The organism is Clostridium sp. 1001283B150210_160208_E6, assembly GCF_015669365.1.
Classification (GTDB): Bacteria; Bacillota; Clostridia; order Clostridiales; family Clostridiaceae; genus Clostridium; species Clostridium paraputrificum.
This window is the reverse complement of sequence record NZ_JADPAA010000002.1, coordinates 394,577-419,820: the sequence shown is the minus strand read 5'-3', so window position 1 is coordinate 419,820 and position 25,244 is coordinate 394,577. Positions and strand designations below refer to the sequence as shown.

The window sequence follows — 25,244 nt, the reverse complement described above, 5'->3', positions numbered from 1 at the left end:
TTAAAAAAATTTAAGGCAACATGTTAATTATTTACAAATACTATAAAAGGTAGTAAATTATAATGGAGGAGGGGTATAATGAAAAAGAAAATATCAATATTAATGTCTTTAATACTTTCAATTTTCTTATTAGTAGGGTGTGGAGGTAGTAAAGGCCCAAAAGAATATGTAACTGACTATTTTAAAGATGTAAAAAGTGGAACTGAAAGTAAGATAGCACAACAAATGATAGCTGCACAGTTATCAGATGAGGACATGCCTAAAGAGGCTGCAGATGCAATGATAAATATGTTAGGAAAATTAGAGGTTTCACCAACAGATGAAAAAATTGATGGAGAAAAAGCTACAGTTAATGTAACTATTAAAGGGGTAAGTTTTAAAACTGTAATAGGTAACTTCATGGGAAATTTAATGGCAGAGGCTATGAAGAGTGGTGCTGCTAATATGACTGATGAAGAAACTGAAAAATTAGTTACTGATGTATTAGTAAAATCAATTAATGATGCACCAGTAGAGGAAAGAACTGGTGTAGTGAATCTAACAAAGTCAGGTGATGACTGGAAGGTTGTAGAGGATGATTCGCTTTTGGAGGTTATTTTAGGTATTACAGAAGCAGATATGAATAGTTTATTAAAATAATAATTGACAAAATTTAGATACACATATACAATGAAATAAATGGTAAAAATATTTAAAAGGAGGTAGGATTATGTTTAATTTAATTAGTGTAAGTATAAGAATAAAAGAATATTTCTATAGTCCTATCTTATTTGAGAAGATTAAATAAGATTTACCTTTATTGGTTTATTTTGAAGTATTAGAGGTCATGGACTATAGTTCCATGACCTTTTTGTATAACTGCAGCAATGTACTTTTAGGTCATGGTATTACCATGACCTTTTTTTATTCTTTAGAAGAATAAATCAAAAGTAGATGGACAAGAAAAAGGGGATGTGACATCATGAAAAGAATATTAAATTATTTGCTCAAGTATAAAGTGAGCATAATTATTGGAAGCCTCTCAATGTTAGGGGTAATTGCAGTAGATTTATGTGTTCCTTATCTTCAAAAAGTTTTTTTAGATGAAGGGATAATAGGTGGGAAAAAGGAATTATTTGTACCGATTATAGTATTGCTAGTGGGAATATCCGTAGTTAAAGCAATTTTTGGATATTTAAAAGAATATTTATATGATGTATCTAGTAGTAAGGTTAGTGAAGAACTAAAAAACGATTTATTTAACCATATACAAGAGCTAGAGTTTCAATACTTTGATGGTATGAATACCGGTGAACTAATGTCAAGAATAGGTGAAGATACAGATACTATATGGGAAACCATTGGATATGGACTAAGACTGTTTGTAGAAAATATATTTTATTTTGTTTTATCTACAATTATACTTTTTTATCTTAATTGGAAACTTGCTTTAGCTTGCTTTGTAGTTATGATTCCTATTGGAGTAATAGCTATAAAGGTTGAGAAAAAGTTTGGGGAATGTTATGACAAGATAAGTGATAAAACAGCAGAAATTAATACAACAGCTCAAGAGAATATTGCAGGAGTAAGATTGGTAAAAGCATTTGCTAGGGAAAAGTATGAAATTAAAAAGTTCTATAAATTAAATAAGTCATACTATGATTTAAATATGGAACAGGCAAAGATAATGGGAAATCACTTTCCTCCAATTGATTTTTTAACAAATATATCTTTAGTTATTATGATTATTTTAGGGGGATACTTTGTTTTAACTGAAGAAATAACTTTAGGCGTATTAGTAGCTTTCAGTGGTTATATTTGGAACTTGATATGGCCTATGAAAATGCTTGGGCAACTTACAGACTTATTATCAAGAACTATTGCATCAGCAAAAAAAGTATTTAAGATTATGGATAGAATATCTAATATCCAAGGAAAAGAAGATGGATATTTCCCGGAAAATATAAGGGGAGATATAGAGCTTAGAAATGTGTCATTTAAGTACAATGAAGATTTAGTACTAAAGAATATTAATCTTAAAATACCAGCAGGAAGTACAGTAGCAATTATGGGGACAACAGGCTCTGGTAAGTCTAGTTTGATGAATTTAATTGGTAGATATTACGATGTTTGCAATGGAGAGGTTTTAATTGATGGAGTTGATATAAGGGACTATAACTTAAATAAATTAAGAAGTAATATGTCTATAGTTCCACAAGATGTCTTTCTATTTTCAGATACTGTTATAAATAATATTAGATTTGGTAATCTTAATTCCACAAAGGATGAAATAGATAAAGCATGTAAAGATGCTTGTTGCTATGAATTTATAGAGGATTTACCACAATCTTTTGAAACTGAAATTGGTGAAAGAGGGGTAGGATTATCAGGTGGACAAAAGCAAAGAATATCAATAGCTAGAGCTTTAGTAAGGAAAGCCCCTATATTAATTTTAGATGATTCTACATCAGCCTTAGATATGGAAACAGAGCATGAGTTGTTAGCAAATTTAAGGAAAAGGGAAAGTAATTCTACAACATTTATAATAGCTCATAGAATTTCAGCAGTAAAAAATGCAGATATAATAGTATATTTAGAAAATGGTGAAATAAGAGAAATAGGAAAGCATAATGAATTAGTAAAGAAAAAGGGAATATACTATGATATTTACCGTGAACAATTTAAAGATTTTGAAGCCTTAGAAAGTGAGGCGATATAATGGCTAAAAATAGTACAAAACAAGATGAAAAGGTAACGAGAAGAAGTAAAAAAGATATAATAATTAGATTATCAAAATATTTAAAACCATATAAAAAACAATCTGTTATAGTAATTTTATTAATGTTTTTTGTAATGCTATGTTCAGTTATCAATCCTTATCTTTTAAAGGTAGCTATTGATGATAAAGTTGTTAATAAGGATGTTAGTGGATTAGTATTAATAGGAGTGGTTTTAGTTGTTTTAAATCTAATTGCATGGGTATTTTCAAGAATAAGATGGAATATGATTTCAGAAATAACTAATAATATTTTAATTAATATAAGACATGAACTATATTCTCATATACAAACTTTATCTTTTGAGTTTTTTGATAGTAGGCCAGTTGGAAAAATACTAGCAAGAGTGGTTGGAGATGTTAATGCATTAAAAAATTTATTTAATCAAAGTATTCAATCATTAATCCCTGAATTATTAAGTTTTATTTGTGTTTCAGTAGTAATGTTATTTTTAAATGTAAAGTTAACATTAGCATGTATGGCTTTATTACCCTTGCTAGGTGCTGCAATGGTGGTTATTGATATAGTTTCTAGAAAGCGCTGGGAAGTTTATAGAAATAAACGTTCAAATTTAAATGCTTTTACTCATGAAGATTTTTCAGGCATTAAAGTAGTTGAAGGATTTGCTAGAGAAGACCATACTAGTAATAAGTTTAAAGAGCTAGTTCATCAAGTGGTAGAAGCCTTTATAAAGGCTGTAAGAATTAATGATTTTTTCTGGCCTTTATCTGAACTTGCTTGGGGAATTGGAACAGTAGTGGTATTTGCAGTTGGATATAATCTAATCATTAATGGAGAAATAGAAATTGGTACCCTATTAGCTTTTTCTATGTATGTAGGAATGTTCTGGAGACCTATAATGAATATATCAAGCTTTTATAATACTTTTGTAACTAACTTATCAGCTGCAGATAGGATTTTTGATATTTTAGATATTAAAGGAAATATAAAAAATAAGGATAATGCAAAAGTTGTAGAGGATATAAAAGGCGATGTGGAATTTAAAAAAGTATACTTTGCATATGAAGATGGAATAAATGTTTTAAAGAATGTTAGTTTTAAAGTTGAATCAGGAGAAAGAATAGCACTAGTAGGAAGTACAGGAGCTGGTAAGTCTACAATAGTATCTTTATTAAGTAGATTTTATGATGTTACTTCTGGAGAAATATTAGTTGATGGTAAAAATCTAAAAGATTTGGATATAGAGTCTTTTAGATCTAATATGGGAATAATGCTACAAGATACTTTCTTGTTTTCAGATACAATTATGGAAAATATAAGATATGGTAGGTTAGATGCTACTGATGAGGAAGTAATGAATGCAGCAAAGGCAGTTAATGCACATGATTTTATTATGAATCTTGAAGAGGGATATAATACTGAAGTTAATGAAAGAGGCTCAAGATTATCTCTTGGACAAAGGCAACTTATATCATTTGCTAGAGCACTTCTTGCAGATCCAAGAATTCTAATATTAGATGAGGCTACATCTAATATAGATACAAAGACTGAAAGGTTAGTGCAACAAGGTATTGAAAAACTATTACAAGGAAGAACTTCCTTTGTAATAGCCCATAGATTATCTACTATTAGAGACTGCGATAGAATTATGGTTGTTGAAGATGGTAGGATTATAGAGCATGGCAATCATGAAAGTTTAATGGCTATTAAAGGAAATTATTATAATTTATATATGTCACAATATGAGTTCTTAAATGAAGGAGCATAAAAAAGAAAGGCGTAATGCCTTTCTTTTTAAAATTTTGTAGGGACCTGGAATGCAGTTTTACTTGCATGTTCCCCTCTAGTGTAAGAGTATTCTGAGGTTGGCGTATTAAATGACTTCATAGACGATGGAAATCTAATTTCTGATGAATTAATTACTCCGTCTGTTCTATGTTGTTTTTTATTTCCCATGGTTCATCAACTCCTTACATTTATAGTTTGTCTAAAAATCTTGAAGAGATACTAGTTAAATAAAGATACATTTGTAGGTTATAGGTTAGATTTATATTCTTTAAATAGTTTTCTACATTTTGTGATTTTTTAATATAATAAATATCTATTATTTATTGTTGAATACAGTTAAAGAATTTTATATAAAATAAATTAATTGGAATATTATGTTGAAAAAATAATAAAAGTGTATTAAAATGGTAGTGCAAACGTTAGTGGGAGGAATTAAGTTGTCAGATACATTCAGATGCATTATCAAAAAAGAAAAAGGAAACTTTTTTATTGGTGAAGATTATAACGGTAAAAAGTACAATATAGAAAAGAATACTAATATACGATGCAAAGTAGGGGATGATTTTTATTTTTATGCACGTAGAGTAAAAGGGTTTTTAAGAGACACGTTAATACCTATATCAGATGAAGAAGCTGGAGTGAGAATATAATAAATATAAAATAAAAAAAGGCGAGATATCTCGCCTTTTTTATTATCTTCTCTTAGTAGCAACTTCTACATTAACTTTTCTTTTGTTAATTTTATTACCAGAACAAGCTTCTAGAACTTTTTGTGATACATCTTTATCAACAGTTACAAAGGAGAAGCTTTCTAATATATCTACTTTATTAACTTTCTTTCCGCTAATATTAGCTCTTTCAGTTATATAAGTAACTAATGCCTTAGGAGTAAGTTTATCTCTCTTACCGATAGAGAAGAATAATCTTACGTCATTGCTTGATGGAGCCTCTAAAGCATTCTTACTATAATCAAAGCTCATTTCTTTATCAAATTGCATCTTCATAAGGGTTGCAACTACTTCAACAGGATTATTATTTTCACATAGTTCATTTGCAAGTATTAGATACTTACCAAAGTTACCATCGTTAAGTTCTTTTAATATTTCTTTAGACTTACTATTGAACTTTGAGTCAATAATTTGTTGAACTGTAGGAATTGGTAACTTAGGAATAGATCCTTTAGTTACATTCTTTATTTGCTTAATCATTGAATGTTCTCTTGGAGTAACAAAAGAATAAGCTGTACCTTCTCTATTAGCTCTACCAGTTCTTCCTATTCTATGAACATATGATTCAACATCTTGTGGTAAATCATAGTTAAATACGTGAGTAACACCATCTACGTCAATTCCTCTTGCAGCAACATCAGTTGCAACTAAGAAGTTTAATGAACCTTCTTTAAATCTCTTTAAAGTTCTCATTCTGTGCATTTGAGACATATCTCCATGCATACCTTCAGCAACGTAGCTCTTAGATTGAAGTGCTTCAACTAATTCATCAACACCCCTTTTAGTTTTACAGAATATGATTGATGATGCTGGAGTTTCTAAATCTAACACTCTGCAGAAGGCTTCAAACTTAGTTTTTGGATTAACTTCAAAGAAACCTTGAGTAATCTTTGAAACAGTCATTGAAACTTTCTTTATATTTACTACTTTATAGTCCTTCTTTAAATAGTTTTGAGCTAACTTTTTAATTTGTTGTGGCATTGTAGCTGAGAATAATAAAGTTTGTCTTTCCTCTTGAGATGGTAATTCCTTTATTATTTCTTCAATATCATCAATGAATCCCATATTTAACATTTCATCAGCTTCATCAAGAACTAAGAATTGTACATGTGATAGTGGAAGAGCCTTTCTGCCAATCAAGTCTAATACTCTTCCTGGAGTACCAACAACTATATCTACTCCTCTTTTTAAGTCTTTAATTTGTCTTGTGATTGAATCTCCACCATATATAGGAAGAACTTTTAACTTATCGTATTTAGAAAGTTTGTTTAATTCTTCATATATTTGGATAGCTAATTCTCTTGTAGGAGTTAATATTATAGAAGATATATCTTTTCCTCTTTTAATATTATTAATTATTGAGCATCCAAAAGCTGCTGTCTTTCCTGTACCTGTTTGAGCTTGCCCTATTATGTCATATCCTTCTATTGCTAAAGGAATAGCCTCAGCTTGAATTTGAGAAGGATTAATATATCCTAAGTCATCAATTGCGCTTAATAATGTTTCTTTTAATTTTAAATCTCTGAATGTAATTTCTTTCATGTAATTTTCCCTTCATGTATATATTTAAATAAATTTATTGTATCGACACTAACTTTCTAAGTATAGCTTACTTTGAACAATAATGCAAAGTATTTTAATTAGTAAATCTTTCTCTTGACTAAGGAAGAGTAACTTTGTATTCTTATAAATGAATTAAAGATAAAGTAAGGATAGGTGAATCATGGTGATAGTTGTTGGAGGGATGATAGGCTTAGGAAAAAGCTCAGTATCAAAGGTTTTAGGGGAACATTTTAATTCGGAAGTATTCTATGAAAGTGTAGATGATAATCCATTACTACCCCTTTTTTATAGTGAATCAGAAGAGGAAATTCAAAAAAAGAGATATCCTTTTTTGCTACAACTTTATTTCTTAAATACTAGATTTAAGAGTATTAAGGAAGCATTATACGCTGATAATAATGTTTTAGATAGATCTATTTATGAAGATTGGTATTTTGCTAAAAAGAATATGGAACTTGGTAGAATATCAGAATTAGAAATGAAGATATATGAAGATCTTTTAGAAAATATGATGGAGGAGTTAAAGGAAATACCAAAGAAAGCTCCAGACTTAATGGTTTATTTAAAGGGGTCATTTGATACTGTAATAAATAGAATAAAGCTTAGAGGTAGAGAATTTGAAGTAGATGATTCCCTAATGGAATATTACAAGTTCCTTTGGGAAGGGTATGATTACTGGGTTAATAATTGTTATAGTGCTTCAGATGTTGTAATTATAGATATGGATAAGTTAGATATAGTAAATAGTGAAGAAGATAAGAAAGAACTTATTAGATTAGTAGAAGAAAAATTAAAGAATAGGCAATAGTAGCAAAAGAGAAAAAAGTTAAATTTGTTATTATTTATTTAATATTATGTAAAAAAAAGTATTGGATTCAATACTTTTTTTTATTTACTTTTATATCCTAAGTCATAATAAAAATGTTAAAATGATATCATCGAGTTTTTAAAGTATAGAGGGATGGTGTGGGAATGTTATCAAAATTCAGTGTAAAAAAGCCACTAACAATTATAGTATCAGCAATATTAGTAAGTATATTAGGATTTATTTCATTTTCGAAAATGACTACTGATTTACTTCCAAGCATGGATTTGCCATATGTTATTGTTATGACTACTTATCCGGGTGCAAGTCCTGAAAAGGTAGAGTTATCAGTTACAAAACCACTAGAACAAGCCTTAGCAACTACAAGTGGAATCAAGGGGATAAACAGTATATCTAGAGAAAATTCTAGTATGATCATGTTAGAATTTGAGCAAGGTATAAATATGGACAGCATCATAATTGAGATGAATAGTAAACTTGATATGGTAAAGGGACAATTAGGAGATGAAATTGGAACTCCTATGTTCATGAAGATGAATCCAGATATGATGCCAATTATGGTTGCTAGTGTAGACTATAATAGCAAAGATGTAAAAGATTTATCTGAGTATGTAAGCAATGATGTTATTCCAGAATTTGAGAGAATTGAGGGAGTAGCATCAGTAAGTGGAACAGGATTAGTTGAAGAAAGCATAAAAGTTCAATTGAATGAAGATAAAATAAACCAGATAAATAATAAGGTTTTAGCTACAGTTGATAGTTCATTAGCAGAAGCTCAAGCCAAGTTAGACCAAGGTAAAAAGCAAATTGCAGAAAGTAAAAAATTATTAGAAAAAGAAACACAGTTAAAGACAGAGGAGTTAGTGGAAGGTAGCTTAGCTATTCAGGATGGAAAGTTAAAGTTAGAAGATGCACTAGAGAATTTACCCAAAACTAAGGAAGAGTTAATAAGTCAAAAAGAACAATTAATAAAACAAAAGGAAGTTTTAGATAAACTAATAGAATTTTTTAATGGGTTAAATATTCCTGTTAGCGATGAAATAAAAGCTTTCTTAAATCAAATATCAGCTGGAGTAGATACTATTGATAAAGCAATAGCTTCAATTAATGAAAAAACTCCAGATTTAGAAAAACAATTAGAGAATTTAGTAGAAACTCAAAAGCAAATTGAAGTGGGGAAATTAACTTTAACAAGAGAATTAACAAAAGCTTCAATTACTTTAGATAATGCTGAAGCTGAATTAAATAAAGCCTATGAAGAATTTGAAAAGTCAAGAGATGAAGCTTATAAAAAGGCTGGTATAGGTAGTGCAATAACAAAGGATACTATAAGCAAGATATTAATGGCAGAAAACTTTAGTATGCCTGCAGGTTATTTAGTAGAAGGGGACGAGCAAATTCTTGTAAAAGTAGGAGATGCATTTACAAGTTTAGATGAATTAGAGAATTTGGTATTATTTAATGTTCCAGTAGATAATGTTGGAAACATTAAGTTAAAGGATATAGCAAAAGTTGAAATGGTAGATAACTCTAGTGATATGTATGCAAAGATAAATGGGAATGATGGAGTTATTCTTGCATTTCAAAAGCAAAGCACTTCATCCACAGCAGAGGTATCAGACAAAGTAAATGAAAAAATAGAACAGCTTCAAGAAAAGGATAGCAGTCTACATATTACTCCTCTTCAAGACCAAGGGGTATATATCAATATAGTAATTAGTTCTGTATTAAATAATCTTGTTTTAGGTGGATTATTAGCAGTAGTAATATTATTTGTATTCTTAAGAAATATAAAACCAACAATAATAATAGCTTTAAGTATTCCAATAAGTTTATTATTTGCAGTTGCAATGATGTACTTTAGTGGAGTTACAATGAATGTTATATCATTAGCTGGACTAGCTCTAGGTGTTGGTATGTTAGTAGATAATAGTATTGTAGTTATAGAGAATATTTATAGATTGAGAAATGAAGGCATGGGTATAAAAAAGGCAGCAGTACAAGGGGCATCACAAGTAGCAGGTGCAATAGTGGCATCAACCCTTACAACAATCTGTGTATTCTTACCTATAGTTTTTACGGATGGATTATCAAGACAGTTATTTACTGATATGGGCCTTACAATTGCATATTCATTAATAGCAAGTTTAATAGTAGCTTTAACTTTAGTACCTACAATATCTTCAAAGGTATTAACCAATATTGATGAGAAAGAGCATGGATTATTTGATAGATTTGTGAACTTTTACGAAGGTTTACTTAGGAAAGCTCTTAGATATAAGTGGGTAGTATTAGGTTCAGTAGCTATATTACTGGTTATAAGTTTTATTGGTGTTATGGCAAAGGGAATGATATTAATGCCAGAAATGGATAGTCTTCAAATTTCAGTTACTATGAGTATGGAGAAAGATACTCCTCAAAGTGATTTGAGAGAAATGAGTAATAAGGTAATTGAAAGAATTACAGAAATAGATGACGTAGAAACTGTTGGAGCTATGGAATCAGGAACAGGAAGCTTGATGGGAGGACAAAGTAAATCTATTTCTTATTATGTTCTTTTAAAAGAAGATAAAAAAGCAACAAGCAAGGAAGTATCAAAAGAAATTGCAGAAAAAACTAAAGATTTAAATTGTGAGCTAAAAATAAATTCGTCTACTATGGATATGTCTGCTTTAGGGGGTTCTGGTGTCGAAGTAAAGATAAAGGGAGACAACCTAGACACATTAAAATCAATGGCTAAAGATATAGCTGGAATTCTGGAAAGCGTAGAAGGAACTAAGGAAATTCAAAATGGATTAGATGAAAGTTCTATGGAAACTAAGATTACTGTAGATAAGAATAAAGCTATGGAACATGGATTGACAGTAGCACAAGTATATCAAGATATAGCTTCTGCCATAAAGAGTGAATCAAATTCTACAACTTTAAATTTAAATTCTAAAGAATATCCTGTGGTATTGGTTAATGATGATGCAAAATCATTAACTAAAGAAAAGCTAAATAATTATGAAATAACTTCAACTGTTAATGGCGAAGAGAAGAAGATAAAACTAACTGATATTGCAGTTATAAGTGAAGAGGAAAGTTTATCAAGCATAAATAGAGAAAATCAAGTTAGAAATATATCTGTAAAAGCTGGAGTTGATAGTGATCATAACGTTGGATTAGTTAGTGATGATGTAGAGAAGAAATTAAGCACTTACAATGTTCCAGAAGGATATACAGTAGAAATGGGTGGAGAAAAGGAATCAATGGATAGCACATATTCAGACTTAGTAAGTATGTTATTACTTGCAATAGTATTTATCTATGCTATCATGGTTGCTCAGTTCCAATCATTCTTATCACCATTTATAGTTTTATTTACAATACCATTAGCATTTACAGGTGGATTACTTGCATTATTATTAACAGGTTTCAACTTAAGTATGATAGCAATGCTTGGATTCTTAGTTCTTGCAGGTGTTGTAGTTAATAATGGTATAGTGTTCGTGGATTATGTAAATCAATTAAGATTAGAGGGAGTAGATAAAAAGGAAGCCCTAATAGTTGCTGGTAGAACAAGAATTAGACCTATTCTTATGACAGCATTAACAACAATACTTGGATTATCAACTTTAGCTATGGGAATTGGAATGGGATCAGACATGATTCAACCTATGGCAATAGTAACTATAGGTGGATTAACATATGCTACAATTCTTACTTTATTTGTAGTACCTATAATTTATGATATTCTTCATAAAAAAGAGTTAAAACCTATAGAAGTAGATTAAGGATAAAAAAGATAAGAAGGATAATAGGGATAAACGAGATAATAAGGTTAAGAAGGTACAAGGTACTAGGTAAGAAGAGTAGTAGGGATAAAAGAGATAATATTGAATAAAGATAAGAGAGATAGGAGGAATCCAGCTGGGCTGGATTTCTTTTTTTGTATTTTGAATACCACCTGCTACGCTGGTGGTTCTAAAGAGCTTTTAGCGGTGAGTAGAAAATAAAAAACCTCCAATGGACAATAGTAGTTTAGTGCATAGCAAATGGAATTGTAAATATCATATACATATGCTTGTTAGTATACCACTGAAATTGAGCGTAGCTTAATTTATGGGATATCTAAAAGGTAAGAGTTCGTTGATGATATTTGATAGACATGCAAACTTGAAATATAGATATTGCATATGAGCAATTGAGTTTTAAATAATATATTGACCCGTTTACGGGTGAGCTGGTAAAAGGAAGCAAAAAATAAAGCACCTTTTAGGTGCAGAGCAAACCACCCGTTTTACGGGTGGTCCTTTTTATCTTTATTAACTTTTTTATCCATATTATCTTAAACTTATTTCCATGGTGCTGCATCTGATGGCATTCTCCAATCACCTCTAGGAGAAAGGGATATACTACCAACCTTTGGTCCATCAGGAAGAGCGCTTCTCTTAAATTGTTGAGTGAAGAATCTCCACATAAATTTGTCTAACCATTTTTGAATTTCTTCATCACTATAATCATCTTTAAATGCTTCTTTTGCTAGGAAGTATATTCTTTCCTTTGAAGAGCCATGTTTAATAAAATGATATAGGAAGAAATCATGTAGTTCATATGGTCCAACTATATCTTCTGTCTTTTGGGCAATTTCACCCTTTGCATCCTTTGGTAAAAGCTCTGGGCTTACAGGAGTATCTAAAATATCAAGTAAAGTCTCAGAAACTTCTTTGGAAACTTCCTTTTCAGCAACATATCTAACAAGATATCTTACTAATGTTTTTGGTATAGAAGGATTTACTGAGTACATTGACATATGATCACCATTATAAGTACACCATCCTAATGCAAGTTCTGATAAATCACCAGTACCAATTAGTAATCCACCTTCTTTATTGGCAATATCCATAAGTATTTGAGTTCTTTCTCTTGCTTGAACATTTTCATAAGTTACATCATGGATATCCTTATCATGGCCAATATCTTCAAAATGTTGAAGAGCAGCTTTTACTATATTTATTTCTCTTAAATCGCAACCAAGTTCTTTACATAGAGTAAGAGCATTATTATAAGTTCTATCTGTAGTTCCAAAACCAGGCATTGTAATAGAAATTATATTTTCCATAGGTAGATTCAATAATTTAAATGTTTTAACCACTACAAGTAAAGCTAGGGTAGAATCTAGACCACCTGAAATTCCAATAACAGCTTTCTTTAAACCAACATGTTCAAATCTTTTTGCTAATGCAGCAGACTGGATATCAAATATTTCCTTACATCTTGTTTCTCTTTCATATTCATTAGAAGGAACAAAAGGATGCTTATCTACAAATCTATCGAAAGATTTTAGTTCTGTATTATCATAGTTAAATTTTATGATTTTAGGTTCAATATTAACTTGTTTTGAAGAGTCTCTAAAACTTAAGTTCTTCATTCTTTCAGCTTTTAATCTGAATAAATCGATTATTCCATAAATTACTTCATTATCTCTTTGGAATCTCTTATTTTCTTTTAATAAGGTACCATTTTCACTAATTAATAAATGTCCACTAAATAAAAGGTCAGTGGATGATTCATGAACACCTGCAGAGGAGTATACATAGGAGCATAAAGCTCTAGCGCTTTGATTAGATATAAGAGATTTTCTATATTCCATCTTACTAACTAATTCATTTGATGCTGAAAGATTTCCTATTATATTAGCACCCATTAAAGCTAAATATGAGCTTGGAGGTATAGTAACCCACAAATCTTCACATATTTCAAAAGCATAATTAAAATCTTTACATGAGAATATTAAATTAGTTCCAAATGGAATATCTTCTTGGAAAGGAAGAGATACAACCTTATCTCTAATACCTACTCCTTCTGTAAACCATCGTTTTTCGTAAAACTCACTATAATTAGGAATAAATGACTTAGGCACTATTCCTAATACCTTACCTTTAAATAAAACAAAAGCACAATTGTACAGTGTAGCCTTGTGCAAGAATGGTGCACCAACAGCTATTAAAATATCTAAGTCTTTTGTAGATGAAAGTAAGTTCTCTATACCCTCTAGAGATTTACTAAGCAAAGTATCTTGAAGAAAAAGGTCTCCACAGGTATAAGAAGTAATAGATAGCTCTGGAAAAACTATCATTTTTGCATTATTAGATACAGCATCATTAATGCAAGTCAGGATGTTTTTAATATTAAATTCAACATCACTTACTCTAGTAACAGGGCAAGCTGATGCAACTTTTATAAAATCCATAATAATTCAACTCCAATTAATATATTCTTACTAGTGTATTATTTGAAAAAATCTAATTATATAAACATAATAAGATGAAAATATTAGAAAATCAATGAAAACAAAAGAAATGGAGAGAGATATTTTATAATACGGTATTAAATAACTCTTAAAGGGTAAAAATAAACTTTGTATAAGGTTAATAGTTCTCGTATAATAAAAGCATAAAGTAAATAATATATAAATAAAATAGTAAAAGTGGTATAATAATATCATGTATGGGAGTAAATCCCAGAGGAGGAGGGAAAATAATGATACCTGCTATTATATTATGGTTGGTTATTGGCGTAGGGGTAATACTACTTGATATTGGTACAAGTTTATTCTTATTTGTATGGTTTGCAATAGGATCTGTAGTTGCAATTATTGCTGCTTTAGCTGGTTTAAGTTTTGCGTGGCAACTAATATTGTTTGGAATTTCAAGTATAATTGCAATTTCAATAGGTTATCCTTGGTCAAGGAAAAAGTTTAAGAATACTGTTAATCGTACTAAGCTTATGGAAGAAGAGTATATAGGAAAAACTTTTATCGCCTCAGAGGATATAGAGGATAGATATAGATTCAAGGTTAGTGGAATCTATTGGACAGGCGAAAATAAAGGAGAAAAAATATTAAAAGGCCAAAAGTTCCAAGTAGTTGGAATTGAAGGAAATAAATTAGTTATTGAAGGAATAAGGGAGGAATAATAATGGTTGGATTAATATTATTAGGGGTAGGATTATTAATAGTTCTTATAATAATTCTATCATCAATTAAAATTGTTAATACTGGATACTTATATGTAGTTGAACGTTTTGGTCAATTCCATAGGATATTAGAGCCAGGTTGGCATTTTACAATACCTTTTGTAGACTTTGTTAGAAAAAGAGTATCTACAAAGCAACAAATTTTAGACGTACCACCTCAATCAGTTATTACTAAGGATAATGTTAAGATATCTGTTGATAATGTAATATTCTATAAATTACTTAATGCAAAGGATGCAGTATATAATATAGAAGATTTCAAATCAGGTATAGTTTATTCTGCTACAACAAATATGAGAAATATATTAGGTAATATGTCACTTGATGAAATATTATCAGGCAGAGATAAGATTAACCAAGATCTATTAAGTATTATTGATGAAGTTACAGATGCTTATGGTATAAAGATACTTTCAGTTGAAATTAAGAATATAATTCCACCAGCTGAAATTCAAAATGCTATGGAAAAGCAAATGAAGGCTGAAAGAGATAAGAGAGCTATGATTCTTCAAGCAGAAGGTCAAAGACAATCTCAAATAGAGAAAGCAAATGGTGAAAAGCAAGCTAAGATTCTTCAAGCAGAAGCTGAAAAAGAGGCTAATATTAGAAGAGCTGAAGGTTTAAAAGAGTCTCAATTATTAGAAGCAGAAGGTAAAGCTAAGGCTATAGAACAAATAGCTATTGCAGAAGCAGAAGCTATAAGAAAGGTAAACAAAGCTATTATAGAATCTGGAACTGATGAAAGAGTTATTGCGTTAAAGCAAGTTGAAGCTCTTAAAGAAATGGCTAATAATCCAGCTAACAAGCTTATTTTACCAAATGAAACATTATCATCTCTTGGTAGCATAGCAGCAATAGGGGAAATGCTTAAAGGAGAAAAATAAGAATTATTTAAAAGTACTGTAGATACTACAGTACTTTTATTAAAATTAAGTTGTTTTTTGAAAAAGAGGTTCAATAAAGATTAATTGTAATCACAAATTTTGTGGTTACAATTTTTTTTGTTAAAAATGTTGATTTTATTGCTTTAGTATGATAAAGTAATAAATAGATAAAGAAAATAAATTGGGGGTATAAATATGAGTTTAAAAAAAATAGTTAAAAAAGGTTTGTTACTTACAATGATAGGGGCTATGGCTTTAGGGCTAGTGGCTTGTGGCGATAATAAGGAAAGTGAAACAAGTTCCTTAGATAAGGAAGAATTAGTATTGGGATTTGATGATACTTTTGTTCCAATGGGATTTAAGGATAATAATGGGGAATATACAGGTTTTGATATTGAAATGGCAAAGGAAATATCAAATGTTATGGGTAAAAAAATAAAGTTCCAACCTATAAATTGGAATATGAAAGAATCAGAACTTAACAATGGTAATATAGATTTTATATGGAATGGTTTTTCTATTACTGATGAAAGAAAGGAACAAGTTGAATTTTCAAAACCTTATTTAAGAAATAGACAAGTTATTGTAACTTTAGTTGGATCATCTATAAAAACTAAGGAGGATTTAAAGGGTAAGGTTGTTGTAGCTCAAAGTGAATCTAGTGCTATTAATGCTATTGGAGATTATAAGAACAATTTTAAGGAGTTAGTTACATTTGATACTAATGAGCAAGCTTTAAGAGACCTAGAGGCGGGAAGAGCTGATGCTATTGTAGCAGATGAAATTTTATTGAAATATTATACAAATAAAAAAGGTTCAGATAAATTTAATTTTCTAGAAGACAACTTTGGTGAAGAAGATTATGCGGTAGGTATGAAAAAAGGCGACACAAAGCTTGTGGAAGCATTTAATAAGGCTTATGACCAAGTTGTAGAGTCTGGAAAGGCATCAGAAATTTCAAAGAAATGGTTTGGTGATGATATAGTGGTAAAATAATTAATTTAAGGAGGAGTACTCTATGGAGACTATGATAGTAGAACTTATGCCACAGTTAGTTCAAGGCTTTGGAACGACATTAAAAATATTTATATTAACCTTAATTATGTCTATTCCGTTAGGGTTAATAATTGCATTAGGAAGAATATCAAAGTTAGGTTTTATAAGATGGATAACTGGAATTTACGTTCTTATAATGAGAGGTACTCCTCTAATGCTTCAAATTATATTTATATTTTTTGGATTACCTTTATTAGATATAGGAATATCAAGGTTTCCAGCAGCTATATTAGCATTAGTATTAAATTATGGGGCATACTTTGCAGAAATATTTAGATCTGGAATTCAATCTATAGATAAAGGACAGTATGAAGGAGCATATGTATTAGGATTATCAAATAAACATATATTTTTTAGGATAATACTTCCTCAAGCTTTTAAGCGAATATTACCGCCAGTGTCAAATGAGATAATTACTTTAGTTAAGGATACTGCTTTAATTTATGTTGTAGGATTGGACGAGCTATTAAAGGTAGGGACTATAGCCTTAAATAGAACAGCATCATTATTTCCACTAGTAATGGTAGGGGCAATTTATCTATTATTTATTGGATTATTAACTAAGATATTATCAAATGTAGAAAAGAAATTTAGTTATTATGAATAGAGGTGGTATTTATGCTAAAAGTTAGTGGGTTAACTAAGAGCTTTGGGAAAGTAGAGGTTTTAAAAGGGGTAGACTTAGAAATTAAATCAGGAGAAATATTAGTTGTTGTGGGGCCTTCTGGTGGAGGTAAAACTACTCTTTTAAGGTGCATTAATGCATTAGAGGAAGCAGATTCTGGAGACATAGAAATTAATGGGAAAGAGTTGTGTCATAGTAGTAAGTATATAGATAAAAAGGGGCTTAAAGATATAAGAAGAGATATAGGGCTGGTTTTTCAGGGGTTTAATTTATTTCCTCATATGAGTGTTTTAGAAAATTTAATAGAGGCACCTCAAAAGGTATTGGGGATAAAAAGAGAGGTTGCCATAAATAAGGCTACGGAAATTTTAGGATTTTTAGGCCTTGAGGATAAAATTAATAGTTATCCATTTCAATTATCAGGTGGGCAAAAGCAGAGGGTTGCAATAGGAAGAGCATTAGCATTAGAACCTAAGCTTATATGTTTTGATGAACCCACATCAGCTTTAGATCCAGGGTTAACAGATGAGGTGGCAAAGCTTATAAAAAGTTTGAGTTTGACTGGAATGGCTACCCTTATAATAACACATGATATGGATTTTGCTAAAAAGGTAGCAGACAGGATTGTATCTATGGATAAAGGAAAGTTAATTGAAGGGTTAATTTTTGAACAAATTAATTAGAGTTGAAGAGAGGAGTTATAATATAATCCTCTCTTTTTTTATAACGTAAACTTTAAGTAACAACTTATTAATAAAGGTAAGTTGGTATAAAAAAGTAAGAAAAATATACGAAAAATCGACAAAATGATATGTAATTTCAGGATTTATTTATAAAATGAGAATTATAATCGTGGAAAAAAGTCGAAAAATTAGTTATAATAAATTAAATTAAGCTTGTACAAAAGAGAAGGGATTGATTAAAAGTGGCTTTAATTGGAATATTAATTATTATTGTTGGGTTCGCATTAAAACTTAACACAATTGCAGTAGTTATATCGGCAGGTGTTGTAACAGGTTTAGTAGCTGATATGAGTATTGTAGAAATACTTAGAACTTTAGGTGAAACTTTTGTAGCAAAAAGAGAAATGTGTTTATTTCTTTTAACATTGCCAGTAATAGGTCTGTGTGAAAGATATGGATTAAAAGAAAAGGCAATTATGTTAATTAAAAAAGCGAAAGGATTATCTACTGGTAAGATAATAAGTGGATATTTATTTGTAAGAGAAATAGCTATTACACTATCAGTTAAATTAGGTGGACATCCTCAGTTTGTAAGACCTCTTATAAATCCAATGGCTCAAGGAGCAGCTATAGCAGAGTACGGAGAAATTGATAAAAAGGACGAAGATAAGATAAAAGCTTATTCTGCAGCATCAGATAATATAGCTAACTTTTTTGGACAAAACGTATTTATGGCTAACTCAGGAGTTTTATTAATTGCAAGTACACTTGGTACTTTGAATTTACCAGGACTTGGAGAAACTGTTGATACACTAGCAATAGCTAAGGCATCTATTCCGGTTGCAATAATAGCCTTTATATTAGGTGTATTACAAAATTATTTATTAGATAGAAGCTTAAAGAGAAAGTACGGAATAAAGAAATAAACTAAGGAGGAAAATCTAAATGGATATAAAAGCACTTTCAGATATATTATTGAACATATTCTATGTCATGGTTGGATTAATGATGACATTAACTATGATATATACATTAAAAGATAAAAAACATAAAACTAGATATGGTACAGCGGCATTTTGGGGAATATTAGCAGTTATATTTATATTTGGACAGTTTATACCAGCTGAAGTAGTTGGAGGGTTGATAATAGTTATAGCTGTATTATCAGGATTTAATCAAGTTAATATGGGTACAATTAAGCAGTTAGATAATACTTTTTCTAGGATTAAAGCTGAAAAGATAGGGTTAAAAATATTCTTACCATCATTAGTTATAGCTTTCGTTGCACTTGCAATTGCTCAATTTACACCTATATCTGGGGTGGCAGCTATAGGTATTTCAGCAGTAGCAGCTCTTATATTAACGCTTATAATTACTAAATGTTCAGTTTCTGAAGTAGTGGAAGATAGTGATAGAATGCTTCAATCAGTAAGCTCTACAGCAATTTTACCTCAATTACTAGCAGCATTAGGTGCATTATTTACAGCAGCAGGTGTTGGAGATATTATATCTAATATGATTTCAAATGTTATTCCGGAAGGTAATATCTGGCTTGGTATTACAGCTTACTGTGTAGGTATGGCATTATTTACAGCAATAATGGGAAATGCTTTTGCAGCATTTACAGTAATAACAGTTGGTATAGGTGTTCCTTTTGTATTTATGCAAGGTGGAGATCCAATAGTAGCTTCAGCTCTTGCAATGACAGCAGGATTCTGTGGTACATTAATGACTCCTATGGCAGCAAACTTTAATGTTTTACCAGTGGCACTATTAGAAATAGAAGATAAAAATGCAGTAATAAAAGTACAATCTGTATATGCTATAGTTTTACTTGCAATACATATTCCATTAATGTATTTCTTAGCATTCTAAAGATAAAGGAGAGATAGATATGAAAGTTTTAATAACAGGATTTGATCCATTTGGTGGAGAAAAAATAAACCCTGCCTTAGAAGCAGTTAAAAAGTTACCTAATGAAATTTCAGGAGCTGAAGTTATTAAGTTAGAAATACCTACAGTTTTTAGAAAGGCATTAGAAAAGATAGAAGAAGCGGTGCAAAAACATAATCCAGATATAATAATATCTATAGGTCAAGCTGGTGGAAGATTTGGAGTTACTCCTGAAAGAGTAGCAATTAATATGGATGATGCTAGAATAGAGGATAACGAAGGAAATCAACCAATTGATATAGCTATATTTGAAGATGGAGAAAATGCTTATTTTTCTAACTTACCTATTAAGGCCATGGTTAAGGAGATGCAAGAAGGTGGAATTCCATCATCTGTTTCAAACTCAGCAGGAACATTTGTATGTAACCATGTAATGTATGGTGTATTATATATGATTCATAAGAAGTATGCAGGTAAGAAGGGTGGATTTATACATGTACCATATATTCCATCACAAGTAGTTACAAAGCCAAATACTCCAGCAATGTCCTTAGATGATATAGCTAAGGGATTAGAATTATGCATTAAGGCAGCTGTTGAAAATGACACAGATGTAAAGGCTGTTGGAGGGACTATCTGCTAATGAGTCAAATAAAAATGTTTGCTTATGGAAGTTTAAGAGAAGGTTTTTTCAATTATGATAAATACTTAAAAGGTAATGTTATATCTAATAGAAGGGCTAAGATTAAGGATGTAGTACTATATCATATGCCTTATAAAGGATATCCAGCTGTTTTAAGTGGGTTAGGTGAAGTAGTTGGGGAAGTTATGGAACTTTCTAATTATGATGAAGTAATGGCAGCAGTTGACAAGATGGAGGGAGTTCTTGGAGAAGGAAACCCTAACAATGAATATAATAAAGTCTTGGTTGAAGTAGAATTTGAAGATGGTACAAAAGAAAAGTGTTATTCATATTTTTATAATAAAAGTATTGATACAAGATTCCATGATGAAGCAGTTCTAGTTGAACATGGAGATTGGAAAAAACATATGACAGAATAGAAAGAACTTTAAAAAAGGTCTTTCTTTACTAAGAATATTCGTAAGAAAAAAATCTTACGAATATTCTTTTTTTATAATAATTTAGTTAAATACTAAATTCATATATAATTTACAACAATAAAATGAAAAAAAATACAAAATAGTATAAAATGTATAGTGGACTGTTGTAACGGCTTAGGAGGAAACAAAATGAGTAATAAAAAAAATGGAATATCAGAAATAATTAATCACAGAAATAGTTTAAGATTTAAGTTGGTTGGAGAAGCCACCATTATAGGAGCTTTAGTTGGAATAGTAATTGTATTAAATAGAATATTAATTACTAAATTATCTCCTTTATTCAAAAATTTATATAGTGATGCTAGTGGTAGTTTTTTGAATGTATTAAAAGTTCTTTGCGTTGTAACGGTAGTTGGAATAATAGTAGGAATTATGGTGAAGAAGGAGCCTATGATATCTGGAAGTGGGATACCACAATTAGAAGGTGTTTTAGGGAGAAAAATAAAGATAAATTGGTTGAAGGTATTAGTTTATAAATTCTTAGGAGGAATTCTTAGTTTGTCTGCTGGACTTTCAGTAGGAAGAGAAGGTCCATCTGTGCAAATGGGGGGAGCTGTAGGAGAAGGATTTTCTAAAGTTTTTAAAAGAATAAATATTGAAGAAAAGTTTTTAATAACAAGTGGTGCAAGTGCAGGACTATCAGCAGCATTTAATGCTCCACTATCAGGAGTAATATTTGCATTAGAAGAGGTGCATAAAAATTTTTCTCCATTAGTTTTATTGTCAGCTATGGCATCATCTCTAGCAGCAGATTTTGTTTGTAAACAGTTCTTAGGATTAGAACCAGCTATGAGTTTTAAAAATGTAGATGTTTTTCCATTGAAATATTATTGGCTTTTATTGATTATGGGAGTTTTTGTAGGTATTTCAGGAATGATATTTAATAAGGGATTGCTTAAATCTCAAGATATATATGGAAAACTAAAAAAAGTACCTGTAGAAGTTAAGGTTGCTATTCCTTTTCTTTGTGCAGCAGTGGTTGGAATAATATCCCCTATATTATTAGGTGGAGGACATGATTTAATAATGTCTTTAGTTAATGAAGGTTTTACACTTAAAATTTTAATTATATTTCTTTTGGTAAAGTTTATTTTTACCTTTGTTAGTTTTGGATCAGGAGCACCTGGAGGAATTTTCTTTCCATTATTAGTATTAGGGGCCTTGGTAGGAAATATATTTGGAGTTATTGTTTGTAATGTCTTTGGATTACCAAGTGAATATATTGTAAATTTTATTATATTAGCTATGGCTGGGCACTTTGCTGCAATAGTTAAAGCACCAATAACAGGGATAATTTTAATTACAGAAATGACAGGCTCTTTTGAGCATATGTTAGCGCTAGCTTTTGTAGTTATTATTTCTTATTTAACAGCTGATATACTTAAATCAGAACCAATATACGAAAGTCTTTTAGAAAGAGTATTAAAAAATAATAAAAGAGAAGCAGTTCTTCAAAAAGGAAATAAAACGCTAATAGAAGTGGCTGTATTCATGGGAAGTATTATTGAAGGTAAATATTTAAAAGAGGTAGATTGGCCTGCAGATTGTTTATTAGTGGCTATTAAACGAGGTGATAAAGAAATAATACCTAAAGGTAATACAAAGATAGAAAGTGGAGATTTTCTTGTGGTTTTAGTTGCTGAAGATAGAGTTAGTCAAGTTTTAGAGGAAATAGAAAGAATAGCTACTAAGGTGGTTGGCTAAAGAGTGGAGAGAGATATGGGTAGTGTGCTTAGGTTAGAAGGTATTAGTAGAGAATTTAATAATAAGGAAGTATTAAATAATATCAATTTAAATATTAAAGCTGGAGAAGTATATGGATTAGTTGGAATTAATGGCTCTGGAAAGAGTACATTGATGAAAATTATCATGAATACTTTAAAAGCAACTAAAGGAAATGTTTATTTATTTGGTAATAAGGTTACTGGATACGATAAAGATGTTTACAAAAGGATAAGTGCAATTATTGAAACACCAATATTTTATGAGGAGCTTACCATAGAAAAAAATCTTGAAATAGTATGTAGATATATGGACTTAAATCATAAAGAAAGAATTGAAGAAGTTAAAAAGCTTGTTGGATTACATGGAGTATTAAAGAAGAAACCAAAGGAGCTTTCTTTAGGTATGAGAGAAAGGGTAGCAATAGGAAGAGGTTTATTAAATAGACCTGATTTATTTATTTTAGATGAGCCTACTAATGGGTTGGATATTATCAAAATTAAAGAAATTATAGATTTAATAACTAATTTAAAAAGAGAAAATGAAACCTCATTTTTAATATCTACACATATGCTTGATAAATTAGAGGTTGTAGCTGATAGGGTGGGCTTCTTATATAATGGCTCTATTGGCTATGAGTTAGGTGGATATGATTTAATTGATGAAAAGAGAGATTATGTAAAGATTGTTTGTGACGATGTATCTAAAGCTGCATTTGTAATTGAAGGAAAGTTGGGGATAAAAGGATATAAGGTTATAAATAATAATGTTATTAGGCTGTATGATTTAAAGGAAGATTATAATAAAGTAATTTTTGAATTAATAAAATCTGGCGTTTTTGTTGAGAGCTTCAATAGGAATAAAAGAAAATTACAAGAATTTTTTATGGATATTATATCGGGGGGGCAATATTCATGATTAAGTATATAAGAATTGAACTGGGAAAAATAGAAAAGAAGAAGTATACATATGTAATGCTGGCTATTGCATTAGTAATAACAATATTAGGGATATACTTTTATCATAGTATAAATAAGTCTAATAACGCTTTAGGAATTAGTGTTAATCCTTTTTCTTATGATGGAGTGCCGGGAATAATTGATGTTTTGTATAGAGGTGTAATGATAATAATTGGGGGACAATTATTAAATAAAACTATTATAGATGAATATGAAAATGGAACAATCAACATACCATTTACCTGTGGAGTTAATAAAATAAAGTTTTTGGTAAGTAAGATTATATTGGCTTGGTTTTCTATTTTAATGGCAACTATTTTAGGACAAGTAATATCAACAATTATATCTTCATTTATAGCTATAACTTTTAATTTTGCAAGTGCTTCTTTAATGTTTTCAGAATTAAAAGAATGTATTGTTATGACTATTTATAATGATTTGTGTTTTTCCTTTATAACATTTATTCCACTATATGTAGGAATGGTTAAAAAATCTTCAAAGGCTTTAACTGGATTTTCAATATTAATATTTTTAGTTACAACAACAGGGTATGAACAAGATTATTTCAAGATGTTTTCTATAGGAATACCTGCTATTCCTTTAATAATAGGTATAATTGGTATTGTATCCATAATATTATCAGTAAGAAGAGGAATAAAAATATAAAAATATATAGGGCAGTCAGAAATGACTGGCCTTTTTTGTATTATTTTTATTTAAATATCCATACTAAGTGGGTAAGGATGGTGTATATAATGGGAAAGAAAAATTTAAAAGAATGTAAATGGGGAGAAAAAATAGAAGTTTCCCTTATGATAAACAAAATTTTAGATAGAAATGAGAATATGCTTTGGGCCTATGCAGGTGATAAATTTAAAGAGATAAAATGTTTGTTTTCTTCAGATGTGTTATTAAAGGAAGGGGATGTTGTTCTATTAAAGGGTCATTACGGAGAGCCTTTTAAACCTGATAAAGTTGAATATGTTAAGGAGTATAACATAGAAGATTATTTACCTACAGTAAAAAGACCTATTAATGACATAATGAGTGAATTAGAAAGTATGACAAAAGAAGAAGTAACTTCAGAGGAAGGCAAGGCCTTAAATGACTATTTCTTTAAGAATGAGAATTTTGTAAGTAAATTTAAAAAAGCAATAGGAGGAGTATATAATCATCATAACTATTTAGGTGGTTTAGCTGAACATACATTAAATGTTATGTATTTAGCTAAAACCTTAGCTTATAGATATGATATAAGATACAAAGAGATTGCAATACTAGGGGCAAAGCTACATGATATAGGGAAAGTGTATGAGATGAGTTATAATGGACCATTTTCATATACAACAGTAGGAAGCCTTCAAGGACATATTGTAATGGGAGTAACAATGATTGAAAAAGCTTTTATAGAAAGCGGATTAGATTTTAGTGAGGATTTTAAGAATAGAATAAAAGGAATTATTGTACAACATCATGGTAAGTTGGAGTATGGTTCCCCTATTCAACCAAGAACTGTAGAATCTTATGTTGTACATTATGCTGATTATGTTGATGCAACTATGAATAAGTTAGATATAATTGGAGAAGGAATTGGAAAAGGGGAATGGAGTAGGTTTGACAAGAGGATTGAGGGAAGAGTGCTTTATTAATAATCTATT

General features: G+C 30.0%; 21 protein-coding genes and 1 pseudogene. 20 read left to right on the top strand and 2 right to left on the bottom strand.

Going from position 1 to position 25,244, the window contains the following annotated elements; genetic code table 11:
- Window positions 1–78: 78 nt before the first annotated feature.
- From I4V16_RS04660 to I4V16_RS04645, 4 genes are all read left to right on the top strand, one after another.
- Entirely contained in the window at window positions 79–639 is a 561-nt protein-coding gene (locus tag I4V16_RS04660; RefSeq protein ID WP_111937553.1) for a DUF5105 domain-containing protein, read from the top strand.
- Window positions 640–961: 322 nt separating this feature from the next.
- A complete protein-coding gene (locus tag I4V16_RS04655; RefSeq protein WP_111937554.1) occupies window positions 962–2,698 on the top strand; it encodes an ABC transporter ATP-binding protein in 1,737 nt (578 codons plus the stop codon).
- Window positions 2,698–4,485, top strand: coding sequence for an ABC transporter ATP-binding protein (locus I4V16_RS04650; RefSeq protein ID WP_055185280.1), 1,788 nt, complete (start codon window positions 2,698–2,700; stop codon window positions 4,483–4,485). Before I4V16_RS04655 ends, I4V16_RS04650 begins: the two co-directional genes overlap by 1 nt.
- Before the next feature lie 457 nt (window positions 4,486–4,942).
- Window positions 4,943–5,155, top strand: coding sequence for a hypothetical protein (locus tag I4V16_RS04645; protein WP_027097290.1), 213 nt, complete (start codon window positions 4,943–4,945; stop codon window positions 5,153–5,155).
- A 42-nt stretch (window positions 5,156–5,197) separates the two neighbouring features.
- Here the strand turns inward: I4V16_RS04645 and I4V16_RS04640 are convergent, their stop codons facing one another.
- Window positions 5,198–6,775, bottom strand: coding sequence for a DEAD/DEAH box helicase (locus I4V16_RS04640; RefSeq protein WP_027097291.1), 1,578 nt, complete (start codon window positions 6,773–6,775; stop codon window positions 5,198–5,200).
- 181 nt (window positions 6,776–6,956) lie between these two features.
- On the opposite strand from I4V16_RS04640, the gene I4V16_RS04635 reads away from it, so the two are divergent.
- The 3 genes and pseudogenes from I4V16_RS04635 (at window position 6,957) to I4V16_RS04625 (ending at window position 11,823) form a co-directional block, all read left to right on the top strand.
- A complete protein-coding gene (locus tag I4V16_RS04635; RefSeq protein ID WP_027097292.1) occupies window positions 6,957–7,604 on the top strand; it encodes a deoxynucleoside kinase in 648 nt (215 codons plus the stop codon).
- A 164-nt stretch (window positions 7,605–7,768) separates the two neighbouring features.
- On the top strand, window positions 7,769–11,398 hold the full coding sequence (locus I4V16_RS04630; RefSeq protein ID WP_111937601.1) for an efflux RND transporter permease subunit: 3,630 nt from the start codon (window positions 7,769–7,771) through the stop codon (window positions 11,396–11,398).
- 232 nt (window positions 11,399–11,630) lie between these two features.
- Window positions 11,631–11,823: pseudogene (locus I4V16_RS04625) on the top strand (transposase).
- 135 nt (window positions 11,824–11,958) lie between these two features.
- Here the strand turns inward: I4V16_RS04625 and I4V16_RS04620 are convergent.
- Window positions 11,959–13,857, bottom strand: coding sequence for an NAD(+) synthase (locus I4V16_RS04620; RefSeq protein ID WP_049177419.1), 1,899 nt, complete (start codon window positions 13,855–13,857; stop codon window positions 11,959–11,961).
- A 290-nt stretch (window positions 13,858–14,147) separates the two neighbouring features.
- On the opposite strand from I4V16_RS04620, the gene I4V16_RS04615 reads away from it, so the two are divergent.
- From I4V16_RS04615 to I4V16_RS04555, 13 genes are all read left to right on the top strand, one after another.
- Entirely contained in the window at window positions 14,148–14,582 is a 435-nt protein-coding gene (locus I4V16_RS04615; protein ID WP_207738450.1) for an NfeD family protein, read from the top strand.
- A gap of 2 nt (window positions 14,583–14,584) precedes the next feature.
- The gene (locus tag I4V16_RS04610) at window positions 14,585–15,526 is read left to right on the top strand and encodes an SPFH domain-containing protein (RefSeq protein WP_049177418.1); all 942 of its coding nucleotides are present in this window, start codon (window positions 14,585–14,587) and stop codon (window positions 15,524–15,526) included.
- Between the two features lie 195 nt (window positions 15,527–15,721).
- Window positions 15,722–16,522, top strand: coding sequence for an amino acid ABC transporter substrate-binding protein (locus tag I4V16_RS04605; protein ID WP_027097298.1), 801 nt, complete (start codon window positions 15,722–15,724; stop codon window positions 16,520–16,522).
- A gap of 22 nt (window positions 16,523–16,544) precedes the next feature.
- Window positions 16,545–17,189, top strand: coding sequence for an amino acid ABC transporter permease (locus I4V16_RS04600; protein WP_049180374.1), 645 nt, complete (start codon window positions 16,545–16,547; stop codon window positions 17,187–17,189).
- 11 nt (window positions 17,190–17,200) lie between these two features.
- Complete coding sequence (locus I4V16_RS04595; protein ID WP_195966543.1) at window positions 17,201–17,890, top strand: amino acid ABC transporter ATP-binding protein; 690 nt, start codon at window positions 17,201–17,203, stop codon at window positions 17,888–17,890.
- Between the two features lie 242 nt (window positions 17,891–18,132).
- Window positions 18,133–18,816 (top strand): DUF969 domain-containing protein, encoded by a 684-nt coding sequence (locus I4V16_RS04590; protein WP_049180371.1) that lies wholly within the window; start codon window positions 18,133–18,135, stop codon window positions 18,814–18,816.
- 19 nt (window positions 18,817–18,835) lie between these two features.
- Window positions 18,836–19,765 carry a DUF979 domain-containing protein gene (locus I4V16_RS04585; protein WP_049180369.1) on the top strand — a complete coding sequence of 310 codons (930 nt, stop codon included), beginning with the start codon at window positions 18,836–18,838 and terminating at the stop codon, window positions 19,763–19,765.
- 19 nt (window positions 19,766–19,784) lie between these two features.
- On the top strand, window positions 19,785–20,426 hold the full coding sequence (gene pcp, locus I4V16_RS04580) for a pyroglutamyl-peptidase I (protein WP_049180368.1): 642 nt from the start codon (window positions 19,785–19,787) through the stop codon (window positions 20,424–20,426).
- Complete coding sequence (locus tag I4V16_RS04575) at window positions 20,426–20,845, top strand: gamma-glutamylcyclotransferase family protein (RefSeq protein WP_099329582.1); 420 nt, start codon at window positions 20,426–20,428, stop codon at window positions 20,843–20,845. The genes pcp and I4V16_RS04575 overlap by 1 nt, the downstream gene beginning before the upstream one ends.
- A 189-nt stretch (window positions 20,846–21,034) precedes the next feature.
- Window positions 21,035–22,609, top strand: coding sequence for a ClC family H(+)/Cl(-) exchange transporter (locus I4V16_RS04570; protein WP_099329583.1), 1,575 nt, complete (start codon window positions 21,035–21,037; stop codon window positions 22,607–22,609).
- 3 nt (window positions 22,610–22,612) lie between these two features.
- Window positions 22,613–23,545 (top strand): ABC transporter ATP-binding protein, encoded by a 933-nt coding sequence (locus tag I4V16_RS04565; RefSeq protein WP_049180363.1) that lies wholly within the window; start codon window positions 22,613–22,615, stop codon window positions 23,543–23,545.
- Window positions 23,542–24,252, top strand: coding sequence for an ABC transporter permease (locus I4V16_RS04560; protein WP_099329584.1), 711 nt, complete (start codon window positions 23,542–23,544; stop codon window positions 24,250–24,252). The genes I4V16_RS04565 and I4V16_RS04560 overlap by 4 nt, the downstream gene beginning before the upstream one ends.
- 89 nt (window positions 24,253–24,341) lie before the next feature.
- Window positions 24,342–25,235, top strand: coding sequence for an HD domain-containing protein (locus tag I4V16_RS04555; protein ID WP_049180354.1), 894 nt, complete (start codon window positions 24,342–24,344; stop codon window positions 25,233–25,235).
- Window positions 25,236–25,244 lie beyond the last annotated feature (9 nt).